Annotated in this window: 13 protein-coding genes and 1 CRISPR repeat array; of the genes, 6 read left to right on the forward strand and 7 right to left on the reverse strand. The window is 72.6% G+C overall.

Annotation, left to right across the window (positions count from 1 at the left end; translation table 11 throughout):
* Nucleotides 1-238: 238 nt before the first annotated feature.
* From trpA to MANAM107_RS10675, 5 genes are all read right to left on the reverse strand, one after another.
* Nucleotides 239-1,093, reverse strand: coding sequence for a tryptophan synthase subunit alpha (trpA, locus tag MANAM107_RS10655; protein WP_223908192.1), 855 nt, complete (start codon nt 1,091-1,093; stop codon nt 239-241).
* Nucleotide 1,094: 1 nt separating this feature from the next.
* The gene (gene trpB, locus MANAM107_RS10660) at nt 1,095-3,479 is read right to left on the reverse strand and encodes a tryptophan synthase subunit beta (protein ID WP_223913108.1); all 2,385 of its coding nucleotides are present in this window, start codon (nt 3,477-3,479) and stop codon (nt 1,095-1,097) included.
* A gap of 169 nt (nt 3,480-3,648) precedes the next feature.
* Entirely contained in the window at nt 3,649-4,782 is a 1,134-nt protein-coding gene (gene trpD, locus MANAM107_RS10665) for an anthranilate phosphoribosyltransferase (RefSeq protein ID WP_223908196.1), read from the reverse strand.
* The gene (locus MANAM107_RS10670; RefSeq protein ID WP_223908198.1) at nt 4,779-5,582 is read right to left on the reverse strand and encodes an anthranilate synthase component II; all 804 of its coding nucleotides are present in this window, start codon (nt 5,580-5,582) and stop codon (nt 4,779-4,781) included. The genes trpD and MANAM107_RS10670 overlap by 4 nt, the downstream gene beginning before the upstream one ends.
* 5 nt (nt 5,583-5,587) lie before the next feature.
* Nucleotides 5,588-7,360, reverse strand: coding sequence for an anthranilate synthase component 1 (locus MANAM107_RS10675; RefSeq protein ID WP_223908199.1), 1,773 nt, complete (start codon nt 7,358-7,360; stop codon nt 5,588-5,590).
* Between the two features lie 525 nt (nt 7,361-7,885).
* Between MANAM107_RS10675 and MANAM107_RS10680 the strand changes: the two genes are divergently transcribed.
* Together MANAM107_RS10680 and MANAM107_RS13310 are read left to right on the forward strand one after the other, a co-directional pair.
* Entirely contained in the window at nt 7,886-8,842 is a 957-nt protein-coding gene (locus MANAM107_RS10680; protein WP_223908200.1) for a pirin family protein, read from the forward strand.
* Between the two features lie 379 nt (nt 8,843-9,221).
* A CRISPR array of direct repeats spans nt 9,222-9,545; the repeat unit is 37 nt; unit sequence GTCAGAAGGCACCCCGCGCCATAAGGTGCATTGAGAC.
* A gap of 621 nt (nt 9,546-10,166) precedes the next feature.
* A complete protein-coding gene (locus MANAM107_RS13310) occupies nt 10,167-10,520 on the forward strand; it encodes an NUDIX domain-containing protein (RefSeq protein ID WP_373314051.1) in 354 nt (117 codons plus the stop codon).
* A gap of 149 nt (nt 10,521-10,669) precedes the next feature.
* Here the strand turns inward: MANAM107_RS13310 and MANAM107_RS10690 are convergent, their stop codons facing one another.
* A complete protein-coding gene (locus MANAM107_RS10690; protein ID WP_223908202.1) occupies nt 10,670-11,149 on the reverse strand; it encodes a DedA family protein in 480 nt (159 codons plus the stop codon).
* Nucleotides 11,150-11,271: 122 nt separating this feature from the next.
* Nucleotides 11,272-12,063 (reverse strand): hypothetical protein, encoded by a 792-nt coding sequence (locus MANAM107_RS10695; protein ID WP_223908203.1) that lies wholly within the window; start codon nt 12,061-12,063, stop codon nt 11,272-11,274.
* Between the two features lie 205 nt (nt 12,064-12,268).
* On the opposite strand from MANAM107_RS10695, the gene lepA reads away from it, so the two are divergent.
* The 4 genes from lepA to hemW all read left to right on the forward strand — a co-directional run bounded on the left by lepA (nt 12,269) and on the right by hemW (nt 17,500).
* Nucleotides 12,269-14,146: a translation elongation factor 4 gene (gene lepA, locus MANAM107_RS10700; protein WP_308443620.1), complete on the forward strand. Its 1,878-nt coding sequence runs from the start codon at nt 12,269-12,271 to the stop codon at nt 14,144-14,146.
* A 170-nt stretch (nt 14,147-14,316) separates the two neighbouring features.
* Nucleotides 14,317-15,153, forward strand: coding sequence for an MOSC domain-containing protein (locus tag MANAM107_RS10705; RefSeq protein WP_223913114.1), 837 nt, complete (start codon nt 14,317-14,319; stop codon nt 15,151-15,153).
* An 11-nt stretch (nt 15,154-15,164) separates the two neighbouring features.
* On the forward strand, nt 15,165-16,190 hold the full coding sequence (gene trmB, locus MANAM107_RS10710; protein ID WP_223908205.1) for a tRNA (guanosine(46)-N7)-methyltransferase TrmB: 1,026 nt from the start codon (nt 15,165-15,167) through the stop codon (nt 16,188-16,190).
* Nucleotides 16,187-17,500, forward strand: coding sequence for a radical SAM family heme chaperone HemW (hemW, locus tag MANAM107_RS10715; RefSeq protein WP_223908208.1), 1,314 nt, complete (start codon nt 16,187-16,189; stop codon nt 17,498-17,500). The genes trmB and hemW overlap by 4 nt, the downstream gene beginning before the upstream one ends.
* The last annotated feature ends 4 nt before the right edge of the window (nt 17,501-17,504 follow it).

Below are 17,504 nucleotides of genomic sequence, written 5' to 3' on the forward strand. Positions count from 1 at the left end.
CTGCGTCGATGCTCACTTCTCTTGGTGATTCTCGGTGGCCTCATTGTGCATTGTTGGGTGTGCGTGGGGCGACGGCTGCGCACCATCGAAATGTTCCGTGTTTATTTCTGGTACGTTTTCATTGGTTCGCCATGGGGATTGCTGGGCGCCCTATGGATGAGATCTGTGCCCGTCCCGGTCCCGGACTCTGTAGCAGTCCGGGACCGGGCCTGGGGCCGGCCCCCTGCCCGCCGGCGGCTCAGCGAGTGCCGGTGGCCGCCTTCATCGCCGCCACGAAGCCGGTGAGATCGGCGCGTAGCGCCTCCAGGGCGGCCGCATGGGCCGCAGACCCCTGCGGCGCGGCCGCCAGGGCGGGGAGGTGGGCCTCGATGATCTGCACGGTTGCTGAGCCCGAGATCGCCCCATCGGCTCCCGCCGCGATGGCCTCGGCGACCTGCTCGGGCCGGGAGATCCCGAAGCCGAGCATCACCGGGGCCGCACCGGCTCCCCGTAGCCGCTCCACCGCCTGGGACAGGCCCACCGTGGAGGAGGCGTGCTCGGTGCCGGTGACCCCCACCCGCGAGACGGCGTAGATGTAGCCGCGCGAGGCCCCCGCCACCGCGTCGAGCGTGTGCTCGGCGGCCGAGGGCGGGGCGATGTAGACCGCATCAACCCCGGCTTCGGCCGCAGCCGCGGAGAAGGGCGCGGATTCGCGCACCGGCACATCGGGCAGCAGCACCGAGTCGATGCCCACCGCCGCGCACCGGGCGTAGAAGGCCTCCAGCCCCAGGGCGAAGGGCACATTGCCGTAGATGAGCATGCCGATGGGCAGCTCCGGGTGGCGGGAGCGCACCCGGCCCACCACCTCCAGACAGGCATCGAAATCCACCCCCGCCTCCAGGGCGCGGATATGGGCCCGCTGGATGGTGGGGCCGTCGGCCACCGGGTCGGAGAAGGGCACGCCCAGCTCCAGGGCGTCGGCGCCGCCCTCGATGAGAGCCTCGATGATGGCTTCACTGGCCGACGCCGTGGGGTCGCCCACCATGACGAAGGGCACGAAGGCCCCCTGGCGGCGCTCGGCGAGGTCGGCGAACATCTGGGGGTAGCGGCTCATCTCAGGACTCCTTCACCGGGCTCGTGCTCGCGCCGGGATCAGCGGCGCCGGGGCCCTGGCTCGGGCCGCCGACGGCGGTGGCGCCGGCGGCCAGCGAGGTGTACTCGCTGCGCTTGCCCATCTGCTCGACCATGCGGGCGGCGCGGGCCACAGCGCCATCGGTGGAGAAGGATCCGCCCAGGCGCATGCGCACCTGGTCCAGGTCCTTGTCCCCCCGACCCGAGAGGCATACCAGGAGGACCGGCGGCTCGCCCCCGGCCGGCGCCCGGCGCGCCACGGCCAGCGCATGGGCCAGGGCGTGGGCGGACTCCACCGCCGGGATGATGCCCTCATGGCGCGAGAGCAGGCGGAAGGCCTCGATGGCCTCATCGTCCTCCACCCCCACGTAGCGGGCGCGCCCGGTGTCGGCCAGCCAGGCGTGCTCGGGGCCCACCCCCGGGTAGTCCAGGCCCGCCGAGACGGAGAAGGACTCCTCGACCTGGCCCTGCGCGGTGCGCATGAGATAGCTGCGCGCCCCGTGCAGGATGCCCACCAGGCCCTTGTTGATGGGGGCGCCGTGGCGGGCGGTGCCCAGCCCCTCCCCGGCCGGCTCGACCCCGGTGAGGGCCACGCCCTCGTCGTCGATGAACTCGGCGAACATGCCGATGGCGTTGGAGCCCCCGCCCACGCAGGCGATGACCTCATCGGGCAGCCGCCCGGTGAGGGCCAGCACCTGGGCGCGGGCCTCGCGGGAGATGACCCGGTGGTACTCGCGCACGATGGTGGGGAAGGGGTGGGGGCCGGCGGCCGTGCCCAGGAGGTAGTGGGTGGTGGCGAAGGACGCCGTCCAGTCCCGCAGCGCCTCATTGACGGCGTCCTTGAGGGTGCCGGCGCCCGAGGCCACCGGGATGACTGTGGCGCCCATGAGCTCCATGCGCTCGACATTGGCGGCCTGGCGCACGACGTCGGTGGCCCCCATGTAGATGGTGCACTCCAGCCCCAGCAGGGCGCAGACCATGGCGGTGGCCGTCCCGTGCTGGCCGGCGCCGGTCTCGGCGATGATGCGCCTCTTGCCCATCCGCTGGGCCAGGAGCGCCTGCCCCAGCACCTGGTTGCCCTTGTGCGCTCCGCCGTGGACGAGGTCCTCGCGCTTGAGCAGGATGCGCGCGCGGCCCTCCACCGGCAGGTTGCGCAGCTCGGTGACCGGGGTGGGCCGCCCCAGGTAGCGGGTCATGAGCTCATCGAGCTCGGCGGCGAAGGACGGGTCGGCCTGGGCCTCGATGAAGGCGTCCTCGAGCTGGTCGAGGGCGGGGATGAGCAGCTCGGGGACGAACTGGCCGCCGTAGGGCCCGAAGAAGGCGGGCAGGCGCGGGTGGGTCGCCCGGCCCGCCTGGGCCGCTCCGCCCGGCCGGGCTGTGCTGCTCGGCTGCGCCTCATCGCCGTGCCGCTGTGCGCCGCCGTCCGGGTTCTGGGGCGCCGACGACGCCGCAGCCGCCGGTGCCGCCGACGGCGTCGCGGCGTCCCGGCCCGCCTCCCGCCCGGCGTGACCGCCGGCCCCGGCCCGCTCCCCGGGCGCGCTGACAGCCGCGGCCGTCCCGGTGGCGGCGGCCGTGGGCACGGCTGTGGCCAGGGCGTCCGCCGCCGCGCCCGGGTCCGGGGCTCCTGAGAGCGAGGAGCCCACCAGGAGGGCGTCGACCATCCCGGCCAGGCGGCGCACGTCGTCGGGTGATTCGATCCCCGACTCGCCCACGAGCACCGCCCCGGCCGGCGCCAGGGGGGCCAGCTTCTCGGTGCGGGCGATGTCGGTGTCCAGGGTGCGCAGGTCGCGGTTGTTGATGCCGATGACCTGTGCTCCCAGGGCCGCGGCCCGCTCCATCTCCTGGGCGGTGGAGACCTCGGTGAGCACCCCCATGCCCAGGCCGGCGGCCAGGTCCGCCAGCTCGCGGTAGACCTCGTCGGGCACCACCGAGAGCATGAGCAGGATGGCGTCGGCCCCCAGGTGGCGGGCGGCCAGCACCTGGATCTCATCGACGATGAAGTCCTTGCACAGCACCGGCGCCTCCACCACGGCGCGCACGGCCGCCAGGTCCTCGAAGGAGCCGTTGAAGCGGTCGGGCTCGGTGAGCACCGAGACGGCCGCCGCGTGGGGGGCGTAGTGGGCGGCCAGGGCCGCGGGGTCGTAGTCGGCTCGGATGGTGCCGCGCGAGGGCGAGGCCGCCTTGCACTCCATGATGAGGGCGGGCTGGGCACTGGCCCGCGGCCCGCTGCGCCGTCGCAGGGCGGCGGCGAAGGAGCGCTGGGAGCGGGGGAGGTCCCCGGCGGTTAGATGGCCGAAGCGCTCGCGCAGCTCGGGGATGCGCTGGCGGCGGGCCTGGACGATGGTGTCCAGGACGGTCCCGGTGTCCATGAGGCGGGCCTCGATGGGCTCACGGTGGGCGCGCGCAGTGGCGGCGCCGGGCCGGAGGGGCTGCGGGCCGGGCCCGTCGGGCAGGGCGTCATCCCTGCGGGCATCGTTGCGCGGGGCATCGTTCATGGGGCGCTCCGTGGTCTCGTGCGTGCTCATCCCTGCTACCGCCTCAGGCCCGGCCCGGGGCGGCCGGTTCGCCCGCAGGTTCGCCCGCCGGCCCGTCGGCCAGCTCGTCGGCCTTGGTCATGGACTCCAGGTGGGTGGCCACCGCCCCGGAGGCGATCTGCTCGCGGGCCATGGCGGCCCCGTCGGCCAGGCTGTCGGCGGGGCCGGCGAGGTAGAGCAGGGCCCCGGCGTTGACAGCGAGGGCCTCGCGGTGGGCGGGGCGGCCCTGGCCGGCGAGGGCCTCGCGCAGCAGGTCGGCGTTGAGCGCCGGATCGCCGCCCTTGAGATCGTCCAGCTCGTAGGTCCGGGCCCCCAGCTCGTCGGGGGTGACCTCGTAGGCCTTGACCCCGCGGGGGGTGGCCTCGCGCACCAGGGTGGGGCCGTGCACGGCGATCTCGTCGAGCCCCGAGCCGTGGACCACCAGGGCGCGCTTGCGGCCCAGCTGGACCATGGACTGTGCGATGACGTCGAGCATGGCCGGGTCCCATACGCCCATGAGCTGGTAGGTCAGGTGGGCGGGATTGAGGAGGGGGCCCAGCACGTTGAAGATCGTGGGGGTGGCCAGGGCCCGGCGCACCGGGGCGACGTGGCGCATGGCCGGGTGGTAGGCCTGGGCGAACAGGAAGGTGAAGTGGTCGCGGGCCAGCAGCTCCACGGCGACCTCCGGGGCCACGTCCAGGGGCAGGCCCAGCTCGGCGATGACGTCGGCGGCCCCCGTGCGCGAGGACACCGCCCGGTTGCCGTGCTTGGCCACCGAGATGCCCATGGAGGCGGCCACCAGCCCCGCGCCGGTGGAGATGTTGATGGTGCCTGCCCCGTCCCCGCCGGTGCCCACGACGTCGACCAGGGGGAAGGTGACGGCGGGGAAGGCGCGTGCGGCGGCGCGGAAGGCCGTGGCCGCACCGGTCAGCTCCTGGGACTCCTCGCCTCGGGCGTGCAGGCCCGCCAGGAGGGCGGCGCTCTGGGCCTCGGACAGGTCGCCGGCCCCCAGGGCGGCGAAGACCACGGAGGCCTGCTCGTGGCTCAGCCGTCCTCCCTGGATGACGGTGCGCACCAGGGCGTGGGCGTCCTCGGCGGTAGGAAGGCCCTCCCCGGCGCTGTGGGTGCCGGTTGGGCTGTTCTCGGCCTGCGGTGTCATCGGCTGGTCTCCTTCGTCGGCGGTGCGGTCGGTGCTGTCGGCGCGCTCATCGGCTGGGCCGACGGCGTAGTGGTCGGCGTGGCCGTTGGCCGGCTGGCTGCCAGGTCGGTGATGATGGCCCGCAGCAGGGCCGGGCCCTGGGGGGTGAGGACCGACTCGGGGTGGAACTGCAGGCCGAGGGCCGGGGCGCTGCGGTGGCGGGCCGCCATGGCGATGCCGGCACCGTCCTGCCCGCCGGCGCTGCTCGTGCGCGCCAGGCAGATGAGGTCCTCGGGCAGCGCCCGGGTGCCCAGCGAGTGGTAGCGGGCCACATCCAGGGGGGCGCCGTCCAGGACCGACAGCGCGGCGTCGGCGCGCCCCTGGGCGGTGACCTCCACCCGGTCGCTGCGCCCGTGGACCGGCCCCACCGGGGCGATGGTGCCCCCGCAGGCCTCCACCATGGCCTGGAAGCCCAGGCAGATGCCCAGGGCGGGGATGCCCCGCCCGATGCTGGCCTCCACCAGCTCCATGAGGCAGCCCGAGTCCCGCGGGTGGCCCGGCCCGGGGGACAGGCACAGCACTGGGCGGCGCCCGGCCTCCCGCTCAGCGGCGGTGGGCTCCAGGGCCTCCAGGACCCGCTGGGCACTGACGTGGTTGCGGTAGACCTCGATGTCGGCGCCCAGGGAGGCGAACTGGTCGACGAGGTTGTAGACGAAGGAGTCGCGGTTGTCCAGCAGGACGACGCGGGCGGGGGCCTCGGCCGGGGGAGGGGCCCCGCGGCTCGCGCCGGTGCTGCGGCCGATGGCTGTGGCTGGTGTCATGGCGCTCACCTCTGAGTCCTCTCCGCAGTCCCGTGGGCCTGCGCTCGGCCGTCGCCGTGGCCGGGGCCGTGGCCGTCGGCCGGCCCGGCACCGCCGGGGTCGACGACGGCGCTGATCTCCAGGGTCCGGCCCTGGGCCGCGGCCACGGCCTCCAGGACGGCGCGCGCCTTGTGGAGCGTCTCGGCGGCCTCCTTGGCGGGCACGGAGTCGGCCACCACCCCGGCCCCGGCCTGGACCAGCGCCTGCCCGCCGGCCACGAAGGCCGAGCGGATGACGATGCAGGTGTCCAGCTCGCCGTCGCCGCGGATGTAGCCCACGGAGCCGCCGTAGGAGCCGCGGCGCACGCCCTCGGCGGTGCGGATGAGCTCGGCGGCCCGCAGCTTGGGGGCTCCGGTGAGCGTGCCCATGGTCATCGAGGCCCGGAAGGCGTCCAGGGCGTCGAGGTCCTCGGCCAGCTCCCCGCTGACCTCGGAGACCAGGTGCATGACCCGGGAGTAGCGGTCCACGCGCATGAGGTCGCGCACCTGGCGCGTGCCGGGGCGGCACACCCGGGCGACGTCGTTGCGGGCCAGGTCCACCAGCATGACGTGCTCGGCCACCTCCTTGGCGTCGGTGCGCAGCTCGAGCTCCAGGCGGGTGTCGCGCTCGTGGTCGATGCTGCCGTCGGGGGCCAGCCCGCGCGGGTTGGTGCCGGCGATGGGGCGGATGGCCACCTGCCCGGTGCGCGCCGAGTACAGCAGTGCCGACTCCGGGGAGGCGCCGAAGAGCTCGAAGTCCGGGGCGGCCAGGTAGAACATGTAGGGGCTGGGATTGGAACGGCGCAGGACCCGGTAGGCGGCCAGCGCGTCGGGGCAGGCGATGGTGAAGCCGCGCGAGGGCACGACCTGGTAGACGTCCCCGGCGGCGATGCGCTCCTTCATGTCCACCACCATCTGCTCGAAGCCGGCGTCGGAGACCGTCGGGGTGGCCTGCAGCGGCCCCGCCGATGGGATCTGCTCCGCGGGGGCGGACGTGGGGTGGTCGGCGGGGGTGGCCGTGGTGGTCTCGGCCGGTGCCGCATCGATGGCGGTGGCCAGCTCCTCCATGCGCGCCTCCAGGCCGGCGGCGTCCACCGAGGCCCCCACGAGGGTGGCCGTGGCCGTGGGGTGGTCGACCACCAGGATGATGCGCGCGTCGTAGAAGAGGTAGTCGGGGCAGGTGTTGGCGCCCTGGGCGACCTCGGGCAGGGCCTCGAAGGTGGCCAGGTAGTCGAAGGCGAAGGCCCCGGCCTCCAGGGGCAGGTGGGGGTGGTCGACCTCGGCGGCGGCCAGGAGGCGCAGGGGCTCGATGGTCGACAGGGCGGTGAGGCGGGCCCGCTCCTCGGTGGTGGGGTCGTCGTCGGCGCTGGTGGGCAGGCTCAGGGTGAGGTGCCCGGCTCGGCGGTCGACGACGTGCTCGCCCAGCTGGGACTCCAGGCGCTCGATGGCGGCCAGGCCGTCGGGGCTGGGGCCGGCGGCCGTGGCGGGTGCGCTGTGCTCGGGCAGGGCCTCGACGACGACCTGGGGGCCCCAGCAGGTCAGGCGCGCGGAGGCCTCCAGGACGGCGATGGTGGTGCGCGAGGCCTTGGTGGTGATGTCGGCGCTCTCCAGCAGGACGCAGTCCAGGGGGCGCGGGCGCTGGTTGTGCGGGCCCTGGTCGGTGCGCAGCACGCCCTCTTGGGCGAGGTGCTCGAGGAGGGCGCCGCCGTCGGCGTGATAGGCCACGGTCCTGGTGACCGGCGTCGGTGGCGTGGGGGTCATGGGGCCTCTTTCCTGAAGTGTCTCCTGGGGTGTCCTTGACGGCGGGAGTCAGGCGGGCCGTTCACGCATGGTGCCGGGGTGGCCCGCGGTGAGCGAGCCGGTGCGTCCTAGCGCGGCGATGTGGCGGCTCGCCCTGAGGGGAGCCACCACCAGATGGTGTGCCGAGCAGTCATGGGGGCCACTGTAGACCGCGGTGGGCCGACCGGCACAATCGTCCGCATCGCGGGATCTTCCTGCGGCCCGCCCACATGCCCGCCTGTGCGGGGAGGGCGTCCGGGGGTGCGCGGGCGGGGAGGGGCTGGAGGATCGTGGTCCGCGGCTGCCGGCGGCCACTGCGCACCGGTGGAGACGTCATGACAGCTGTTCTGGATATCATGCGGTCGCAGCGACCTCTGAATAGCACGTTGGAGTGCGGTCATGAGAATGGTCGCGGGACTAAGGAAGCCGGATAGCGACATGACGAACCTCGATCCTCACCCCACCGCCTCTGTGCTCGGGCCCGGGCAGCCGTGCACCGATATCGAGGTGCTGGAGCCCCGGCCGGTGCCGCTGGGCGGGCTGCGCGCCATGACCGTTTACCGGACCCTGCCGCAGCGGCAGCGGTCGCTGGTGGGTGCGTGGTGCTTTCTTGACCACTACGGCCCCGACGACGTCTCGGCGACTGGCGGCATGCAGGTCCCCCGCCACCCGCACACGGGGCTCGCCACCGTCTCGTGGCTCTTCACCGGGAGGATCGATCATCTCGACTCCGGCGGCAATGCCGCCTCGGTGAGCCCCGGGGAGCTGAATCTCATGATCGCCGGCCGTGGCATCACCCACCAGGAGTTCAGCACGCCCGAGACCACTTCGCTGCACGGGGTGCAGCTGTGGTATGCGCTGCCCGAGGAGACCCGGCATAGCGAGAACCACTTCGCCCACTACGCTCCCGAGCCCGTGATCGGCGAGGGGGTCACCGCCCGGGTGTTCATCGGCGAGCTGCTCGGCTCGGCCTCCCCGGTGCGCACGCGCACGCCGGACCTGCTCGGCGCGGAGCTGCTCATCGATCCGGGTGCGACTATCGGGCTCGAGGTGCGTCCGGATTTCGAGCATGCGGTACTGGCCGAGGATGCCGATGTGGCGGTGAATGGAGTGAGGGCCCCGCACCGCTGCCTGGCCTACGCACCCGTCGGGTCGGATGCGCTTGAGATCACTGCGGGCCGGGCTGGGGCACGGGTGATCCTGCTCGGCGGCGTGCCTTTGGGCGAGCAGATCGTCATGTGGTGGAACTTCATCGGCCGCACCCATGACGAGATCGTCGAGTACCGCCGCCGCTACCAGGCCGAGATGGGATTCGAGGCCATGCATCCCGATGACGCCGGAAAGCCCGCGATCTTCGGCCGGTTCCCGCCGGGGCAGCCGGGGCCCCTTCCCGCTCCGCCGATGCCCACCTCCCGGCTCAGGCCGCGCAGGCAGCCCACCGGGAAGGACCCCCGTCATCACTGAGGCCCGGCGGTTGCCCCACCGGCCGAAGCGGGCCATCCCCGGCCGACGTGCCGGGCACTCGCCGTCCCTGGTAGCACCAACCGATTGATCCGCCGAGGGCTGTGGATGAGTCGGTCTGGGGGCATCGAAGAGCGTGGGGGTGGGACTTTGGTCGCGGATATCGGATGTCTGATGTTGGCGGGGGAGGGTGACTTTTCCGCATGGTGTCGTTGGATTCCGGGTGACGGGGGCGCTGGAGGGGCGTCGCTGGCGCTGTGGCGCTGACCTGCATGGATGTGGTACAAAGGGGTCTGTGCCGGGGCGGTCTGGAGGGTGCTGACGGGTCGCCTGCACTGCGCCTCGTATCACTGCTGGTCACAGGGGGTGGTTCGAGGGGTGGGTCAGAAGGCACCCCGCGCCATAAGGTGCATTGAGACCAAGCTGGGGCTGTGCCCAGCCTTTAAAGGGAACCGTCAGAAGGCACCCCGCGCCATAAGGTGCATTGAGACGGCTCGACAAGACACGCCGCAAGCGGCTGCGTCCAGTCAGAAGGCACCCCGCGCCATAAGGTGCATTGAGACACGCCGAGCTGCCGGGCCCGAGCCAGGAACCACGGTCAGAAGGCACCCCGCGCCATAAGGTGCATTGAGACTTATCGACCCTTCCGCTATAGAGCCACTGACTCAAGTCAGAAGGCACCTCGCGCCATAAGGTGCATTGAGATGCGTTGATGCGCTTCTGGTTCTCGGCCACCACCTGGTCAGAAGGCGCCCTGTGTGGGTCGGTTCTCTGCCGGGTCGGTCGTTTTCTGCTGGGTGACTTGCATTCTGCCCGTTGAGATCCGCCTGTCTGGGTCAGCGGGATGTGGGTGACCCAGCGAGATGCGGGAGACCCCGCGGCATAGCGCGTGCGCCCCTTGATCGCCGGGGCGACCGAGAGGGCCTCGACAGGTCTCCTGCACTGCGCCCATGGGGGCGGGCTCCTCCGGGATACCGTCATGAGGGCTATGCGCAGGCGTAGCGATCCGCTGTTCTTAGTCGGGTCGGGGAGCGGGAGCATCCTACGTCTAGAGACATTCACCTCGGTCGGTGAGCAGCTCCCTGCATGGTCTCTGGGGCGGGATGTTATTCCGTCCAGTGACAGGTGGCCCGCCAAAGACTGGATTCCCTGTGAGCGAGCCTTTCGTGTAGTAGGGTAATGGGGCGCTCTATGGTGTGCTCAGTCGCCATGCTGAATCTGCCGGGAGTGCGATGCGCATCGGTGCGAGTTGAAAGGGAGAGGATTGCTGGGCGCCTATCATTTCGGTGTTTACGCACGTATACGATGCAATGGCCTGCTGCTCTGCGTGAGAAAAACTCGTGGACCGTATCAAGGGCTCCTGGATCTTCCGGGAGGGAGCCCCGAGCCCTTCGAGTCATGGCATGAGGCGCTGCGTCGAGAGCTCCATGAAGAGCTCGGGGTCAGCAGTCTCGCCATAGGAGATTTCTCGAGATTCGCGATCCACGTGGATCGCTCGGCGGACGGGTCGCTCATCGACTTCCATCATCACGGCGCCATCGCCCATGTGCGCCTCCGCGAGGATCCTCCCTCCGATGCGAGGAGCTCCTCCGATACCGCAGGATGGAGATGGTTCAACCCTCAGCAGGACGACCCCTCCGAGCTGAGCCGTCTCGCCGCTGAGGTGGGCATGGCGGAATGAGGCCTTCTCGTCACAAGGAGGGCGCGGGCGGGGCTGCGAGGGCGGGCGCGCACGCGGCTGCGCCTCGGAGCCGCTCTCGGCTACGAGCGCATGTGCTCAGGAGGGGCCCAAGGAGCGTCAGAGCCGGAGGGGGAGTGCTCACCGCATACTCACGCGCCCGCCCGCGTCAGGCGGCTCTGCTTGAGACGGCGGTGCTGGAGGACCACCGAGGTGGCGAAGGCCGCGATGATCGCCACCGAGACGATCCGGCCGGTCGTGGTGGAGAACCAGGCGCCCAGCACCGCCATGCCCACGGTCGTGTAGATCGTGGCCCAGGCCACCGCCCCCACGGCGGTGGCCGGGATGTAATGCCGCAGCGGCATGCGCGCCACCCCGGCCGAGAGCTGGATGAAGCTCTGGAGCCCCACGGTCAGGAAGGACATGGGGATGGCCAGCACGCCCCAGCGAGCTGTCCAGGCCTGGGCCGTGGCGTACAGGGGGTGATCGAGCATCGCCGCCCACCTGCTGCGGGCCGTGCCCGCCGTCACGCCCCGCCCGATCCAGTACATGGTGTGGGAGCGCATCATGGCCCCGCACCAGAAGAACAGGAAGACCCAGGCGTAGGGCAGCTCGTTGATCCGGTCCATCACGCGGGTCAGGCTAGCCTAAGCAGGGGAGCGGGTCGCAGTGATGCCGGCGATACCTCTGTACCTCTGTGCGGCCCGGCAGGCCGCGACCACCCCGCAACCCCGCCCCGGGGCAGCACCCGCAACTACCCCCGCAGCGTCGCCTGGAGCGCCTGGAGCCAGGCGCTGTAGGCCGGGCCGGCCCAGCCCCTGCCCGCCGGTGCGGCCGGGTCGCGCTGGAAGGCGGCCGGGTTGGCCCCCGGCCCCTGGAGCAGGAGTGCCTTGTAGTGGTCGGGGAAGCGCATCTTGAAGGTGAACTCCACATTGCTCAGGCCCTTGGTGATCCTGCGGGAATCGCCCAGGCTCCCGCCGGCCAGTGCCCCCTCGGCCTCCAGCTGCATGAGGTGGCGGGCCAGGAGGGGCACGGAGAACCGGGCCAGGTCGATCGTCAGGCCCTGGCCGCGGCTGTCGCGCACGACCGCCGTGCGCCGGTTCGCCGCGTGGTACGTGGTGATCTCCTCATGGGCCACCCGCTTCTCCCGGCCGCGCCAGGTGGTCATGATCGTCATCGTCGGGGCATCCACCAGCGAGCAGTTCCGGTAGGAGCGCAGGGTGTGCACGCCCGCGCCGGTGATGACGGCCCCCATCACCCCCAGGACCGCCACGGCCATGGGATCGGGGACCACCGCCGCGATCAGCACCAGGATCGCGCCGCAGGCGATCGTGATGACGCCGAGCACCCTCATGGAGCCCGACGGGCGCTGGCGGGGCACATCAATGGTCTCCGCCGCGCCACTGGGGCCACCCGGGCCGACGGGCGCGGTGATGCGCACCGGCCCGTCGCGGCGGGCGCCCCTGGAGGCTCCGACGATGAGGGCCACCACGAGGATGGTGAGGGCCACGAGGGCCGCCTTGATGAGCATGAGGCTGGTATCCATGGGACCTCCTGGGAGGGGAAGGAGAGAAGAGCAGGGGACGGGTGGCACGCTACCTGCGGCGCACCGTCCCTGGCGGCCATTCGGCCCCGGATGGCAGCACTGCCGGATGGGGAGTCCGACCCGTCTCACATCGGCGCCTGATGGCGCGGGCGCGGGCACGTGGGAGACTTGGGCCCGACCCATGCCCGCCTGAGGAAGAGCACACGTGTCACCGATCCCCACGCCAGAGCAGATGAGCAGCGTCCAGCCCGCGGCCACCGCGCCCGAGCTGCTGCGCAACTTCTCCATCATCGCGCACATCGACCACGGCAAGTCCACCCTGGCCGACCGCATGCTCCAGGCCACCGGCGTCGTCCAGCCCCGCGACATGCGCGCCCAGTACCTCGACCGCATGGACATCGAGCGCGAGCGCGGCATCACCATCAAATCCCAGGCCGTGCGCATGCCCTGGACCGTGGAGGGCCCCGACGGCTCCCTGCGCACCTACGCCCTCAACATGATCGACACCCCCGGCCACGTCGACTTCTCCTACGAGGTCAACCGCTCCCTGGCCGCCTGCGAGGGAGCCGTCCTCCTGGTCGACGCAGCCCAGGGTATCCAGGCCCAGACCCTGGCCAACCTGTACATGGCCATCGAGGGGGACCTGACCATCATCCCCGTGCTCAACAAGATCGACCTGCCCGCCGCCGAGCCCGAGCGGCACGCCGAGGAGATCGCCTCCCTCATCGGCTGCGACATCGAGGACGTCCTCAAGGTCTCGGGCAAGACCGGGGCGGGCGTGCCCGAGCTGCTGGACCGCATCGTCCAGGCCGTCCCCGCCCCCGTGGGCGACCCCGCCGCCCCGGCCCGCGCCATGATCTTCGACTCGGTCTACGACACCTACCGGGGCGTGGTCACCTACGTGCGCGTCGTCGACGGCGCCCTCAAGCCGCGCGAGCGCATCGAGATGCTCTCCACCGGCGCCGTCCACGACCTGCTGGAGATCGGCGTCATCAGCCCCGAGCCCAGGCCCTCGGCGGGACTGGGGGCCGGGGAGGTGGGCTACCTCATCACCGGGGTCAAGGACGTGCGCCAGTCCAAGGTGGGCGACACCGTCACCTCCGCGGCGGCCCCGGCCACCGAGCCGCTGGCCGGCTACCAGGACCCCAAGCCCATGGTCTTCTCCGGCCTGTTCCCCGTGGACGGCTCGGACTTCCCGGCTCTGCGCGACGCCCTGGACAAGCTCAAGCTCAACGACGCCGCCCTGACCTACGAGCCCGAGACCTCCGTGGCCCTGGGCTTCGGCTTCCGCTGCGGCTACCTGGGTCTGCTGCACCTGGAGATCATCCGCGAGCGCCTGGAGCGCGAGTTCAACCTGGACATCATCTCCACCGCCCCCTCGGTGGTCTACGAGGTGACCATGGAGGACCGCACCACCCACACGGTGACCAACCCCAGTGAGTTCCCCGAGGGGAAGGTCTCCACCGTCTCCGAGCCGGTGGTGCGGGCCACGATCCTGACCCCCAGCGAGTTCGTGGGCACCGTCATGGAGCTGTGCCAGTCGCGCCGCGGCACGATGGCCGGCATGGACTACCTGTCCGAGACGCGGGTGGAGATGCACTACACCCTGCCGCTGGCCGAGATCGTCTTCGACTTCTTCGACGCCCTGAAGTCGCGCACGCGCGGCTACGCCTCCCTGGACTACGAGATGGACGGCTCCCAGGAGGCCAACCTGGTCAAGGTCGACATCCTGCTCAATGGCGAGAGGGTCGACGCCTTCAGCGCCATCGTCCACCGGGATGCGGCCTACTCCTACGGGGTGATGATGACCAAGCGCCTGAAGGACCTCATCCCGCGCCAGCAGTTCGAGGTGCCGGTGCAGGCCGCGATCGGCACGCGGGTGATCGCCCGGGAGACCATCCGGGCCCTGCGCAAGGACATGCTGGCCAAGTGCTACGGCGGTGACATCACCCGTAAGCGCAAGCTGCTGGAGAAGCAGAAGGAGGGCAAGAAGCGCATGAAGGCCATCGGCCGTGTGGATGTGCCCCAGGAGGCCTTCATCGCCGCCCTGGGCGCTGACACCCCCACGGGCAGGGACAAGTGAGCCGGGACGAGTGAGCGGGTGCAGGTGAGAGGGCCGCGGATCGCAGGCCGTGCCGGCGGCTCGCGCCGGGGCGCGGTCAGGAGTAGCAGATGAGGCAGGCGAGTACCAGGATCGGTGCGGCACCGGCGGGCGGTGGCGCGCCGGTCGCCTCGCCCAGCGTGCGCGCGGCCATGGACGACGACGGCGCGGGCCTGGTGCTCACCCGGGAGCTGGCCCGGGTGCTGGGCGAGCCCCATGCGGGCGCTGACGGTCGCCACCGCGGGGAGCCCTCGCCCTTCGGCCGGGGCGAGGCCGTGGGCCGGGTCTCGGCGGTGTGCGCCGTGGAGCGGCTGCGCCCGGACTGCGGGTCGCCGGGGGTCTCGGCCATCCACAAGGCCGCGATCGCGGGCGCGGTGGCCGTCAACTCCCTGGGCATCGTCGTCGACCAGCAGGCCGACCGCGCCCACCACGGCGGCCTGGACAAGGCCCTGTACGTGATGAGCGGCGCGGAGGCGCGCCACTGGTCCCGCGAGCTGGGAGGGATCGGCCCGGGGGCGCTGGGGGAGAACATGCTCATCGAGGACGACGGCGCCGCAGGGATCGACGACGTCGAGATCGGCGCGGTGCTGTCCATCGGCCCGCCCGGCCGCTCCGATCACCCCGGCCGGGGCGCTGAGGATCGTGGGAGCCCCGGATCCGACGGCATCCTGGTGCGGGTCACCGGGGTGCGCAACCCCTGCTCCACCTTCGCCCGCGGCATGGGTCGGGCCGACTGGGTGGAGCTCTTCTCCGCCCGCGACCGCGTGGGCGTCTACCTGTCGGTCCTGGCCGAGGGCCGGGTGCGGGCCGGGGACGAGGTGCGGGTGGTCTCCACTGCTGGCCACGGCGTGAGCTGCCGGCGCTGGTTCGCCCACCACGACCCCCGCGATGCCCGGGCCGTGCTCGCCGCCGAGGCGCGCGGCGACTGCGTGATCGCGGACTTCACCAGGAAGTACCTGCTGGCCGCCGTCGATGAGCCGGTCGGATGAGGAGGAGACCCATGGCCCAGCAGCACCCGCCCCGCTCCCACGCCATTCCCTCGCGCGTGCGCTCCTACTCGCGCGCCGGGGGCAGAATGCGGCCGGCCCAGGCCCAGGCGCTGTCCGAGCTGGGGCCGCGCTACGTGGTGGAGGTCCCGCGGGATGACGCCGTGCGCACCGTCGCCCCCGGGTTCCGCCTGGAGCCGGAGGCGCTCTTCGGCCATGCCGGCCAGGCCCGGCCCCTGATCGTGGAGGTGGGCCCGGGCAGCGGGGAGGCCCTGCTGGCCCACGCCGCCTCCCATCCGGGCGCCGACCACCTGGCCATCGAGGTCTGGGAGACGGCCATCGCCAGGATGGTGGCGGCCATCGCTCGCCAGGGGCTGCGCAATGTGCGGGTGGTGCCCGCCGACGCCGCCCAGGTGCTGGCCCGCGCCCTGCCGGTGAGCAGTGCCAGCGAGGTGTGGGTGTTCTTCCCCGACCCCTGGCGCAAGGCCCGCCACCGCAAGCGCCGCCTGGTCACCGAGGGCTTCGCCGACTCGGTGGCGCGCGTGCTGCGCCCCGGCGGGGTGTGGCGCATGGCCACGGACTGGGCGGACTACGCCTGGCAGATGCGCGACGTCGTCGAGGAGGTCTCGGCCCTGCCCGCCGGGCTGCGCCCCGATGCCACCCTGCCCTACTTCCGCCATGACGATGCCGGTGCCCGGCCGGGGCTGGGCGCGCAGGGCGCGGTGGCGGGCGACCCGGGCAATGGCATGGACCCCGGCTCGCCCGCAGGTGTCATCGGGGGGTGGTCCGAGCGCTTCGCCGGCCGGGTGATGACCCGTTTCGAGCAGCGCGGCCTGGAGGCGGGCCGGACCGTGCGCGACCTCAGGGCGGTGCGCACCGAGGTGGCCTGGGAGCCCGAGCTGGGCGCCTCCATGCTCCAGCGCCTGGAGGCCCAGCGGGCGGCCTGGGACGCCGTGGAGCGCGAGCCCTGGCGCCTGCGCGAGGCCGACGCTCTGGGGGGCCTACGCCCTGATGGGCCGGGCAGGGGGCTGCGGGAGTGAGCCCCGCCCAGCCCCTGGGCCCGCCCCTGCCGGGCATGGGGGAGCTGCCGGGGAGGGCCGCCGCGCCCGCCCCGGGCGGCGAGCCCCGGCCCCTGTCGATCTACCTGCATGTGCCCTACTGCCGGGTGCGCTGCGGGTACTGCGACTTCAACACCTACACGAACCTGTCGATGGGGCCGGGCGCCTCCGCTGAGGACTTCGTGGGCACCCTGGCGGGTGAGTTGAGGGCCGCCCGGGCGGCCATGGACGCCGTCGGCCTGCCGCCGCGGCCCGTCCAGACCGTCTTCGTGGGCGGGGGCACCCCCACGATGCTGCCCGCCGCCGACCTGGTGGCCATGCTGGGGCTGGTGCGCGAGTGCTTCGGGCTCGACCCGGGGGCGGAGGTGACCACGGAGGCCAACCCCGACTCGGTGGACGAGGCCTCCCTGGCGGCCCTGGCCGAGGGCGGCTTCACCCGGGTCTCCTTCGGCATGCAGTCGGCCGTGCCCCACGTCCTGGCCGTGCTGGACCGCACCCACGCCCCCCAACGGGTGCCGCAGGTGGTCGCCTGGGCCCGGCGCGCGGGGCTGAGCACCTCCCTGGACCTCATCTACGGGGCGCCGGGGGAGTCGATGGAGGACTGGCGCCGCTCCCTGGAGGCCGCGGTGGGCATCGGCCCGGACCACGTCAGCGCCTACGCCCTGGTCATCGAGGAGGGCACGCGCATGTGGTCGCAGGTGCGCCGCGGCGAGCTGGAGATGCCCCAGGACGACGACGAGGCCGCCAAGTACGAGCTGGCCGATCAACTGCTCGCAAGCGCCGGCTACCAGTGGTACGAGATCTCCAACTGGGCGCGCCCGGGGCACGAGTGCCGGCACAACCAGGCCTACTGGCTCGACTGGGACTGGTGGGGTGCGGGGCCCGGCGCCCACTCCCACCTGGGGGATGTGCGCCTGTGGAACACCAAGCACCCGGTGGCCTGGGCGGGGCAGATCGCCTCGGGGCACCTGCCGGTGGCCGGGCACGAGATCATCGACGCCGAATCGCGCGAGCTGGAGCGGATCATGCTGGGCATCCGCCTGCGCCAGGGCATCGATCTGGCGGGGCTCGGCGCGGCGCCCGGTGGTGGGCCGGCCCGCGGCATCGTCCGGGCCGGCCCACCCGAGCGGCGTGCGATGGCGGTCGGTGGCGCTGCGCACCTGCCGCCCGTCGTCGCCGGCCTCGTGGCCGATGGGCTCCTGGAGCCGCGGGCCGCCGAGCAGGGCCGGGCCGTACTCACCCTGCGCGGCCGCCTCATGGCCGACGCCGTCACCCGGGCCCTGAGCGGGTAGCGGC

It is taken from the genome of Actinomyces capricornis, assembly GCF_019974135.1.
Lineage (GTDB): Bacteria > Actinomycetota > Actinomycetes > Actinomycetales > Actinomycetaceae > Actinomyces > Actinomyces capricornis.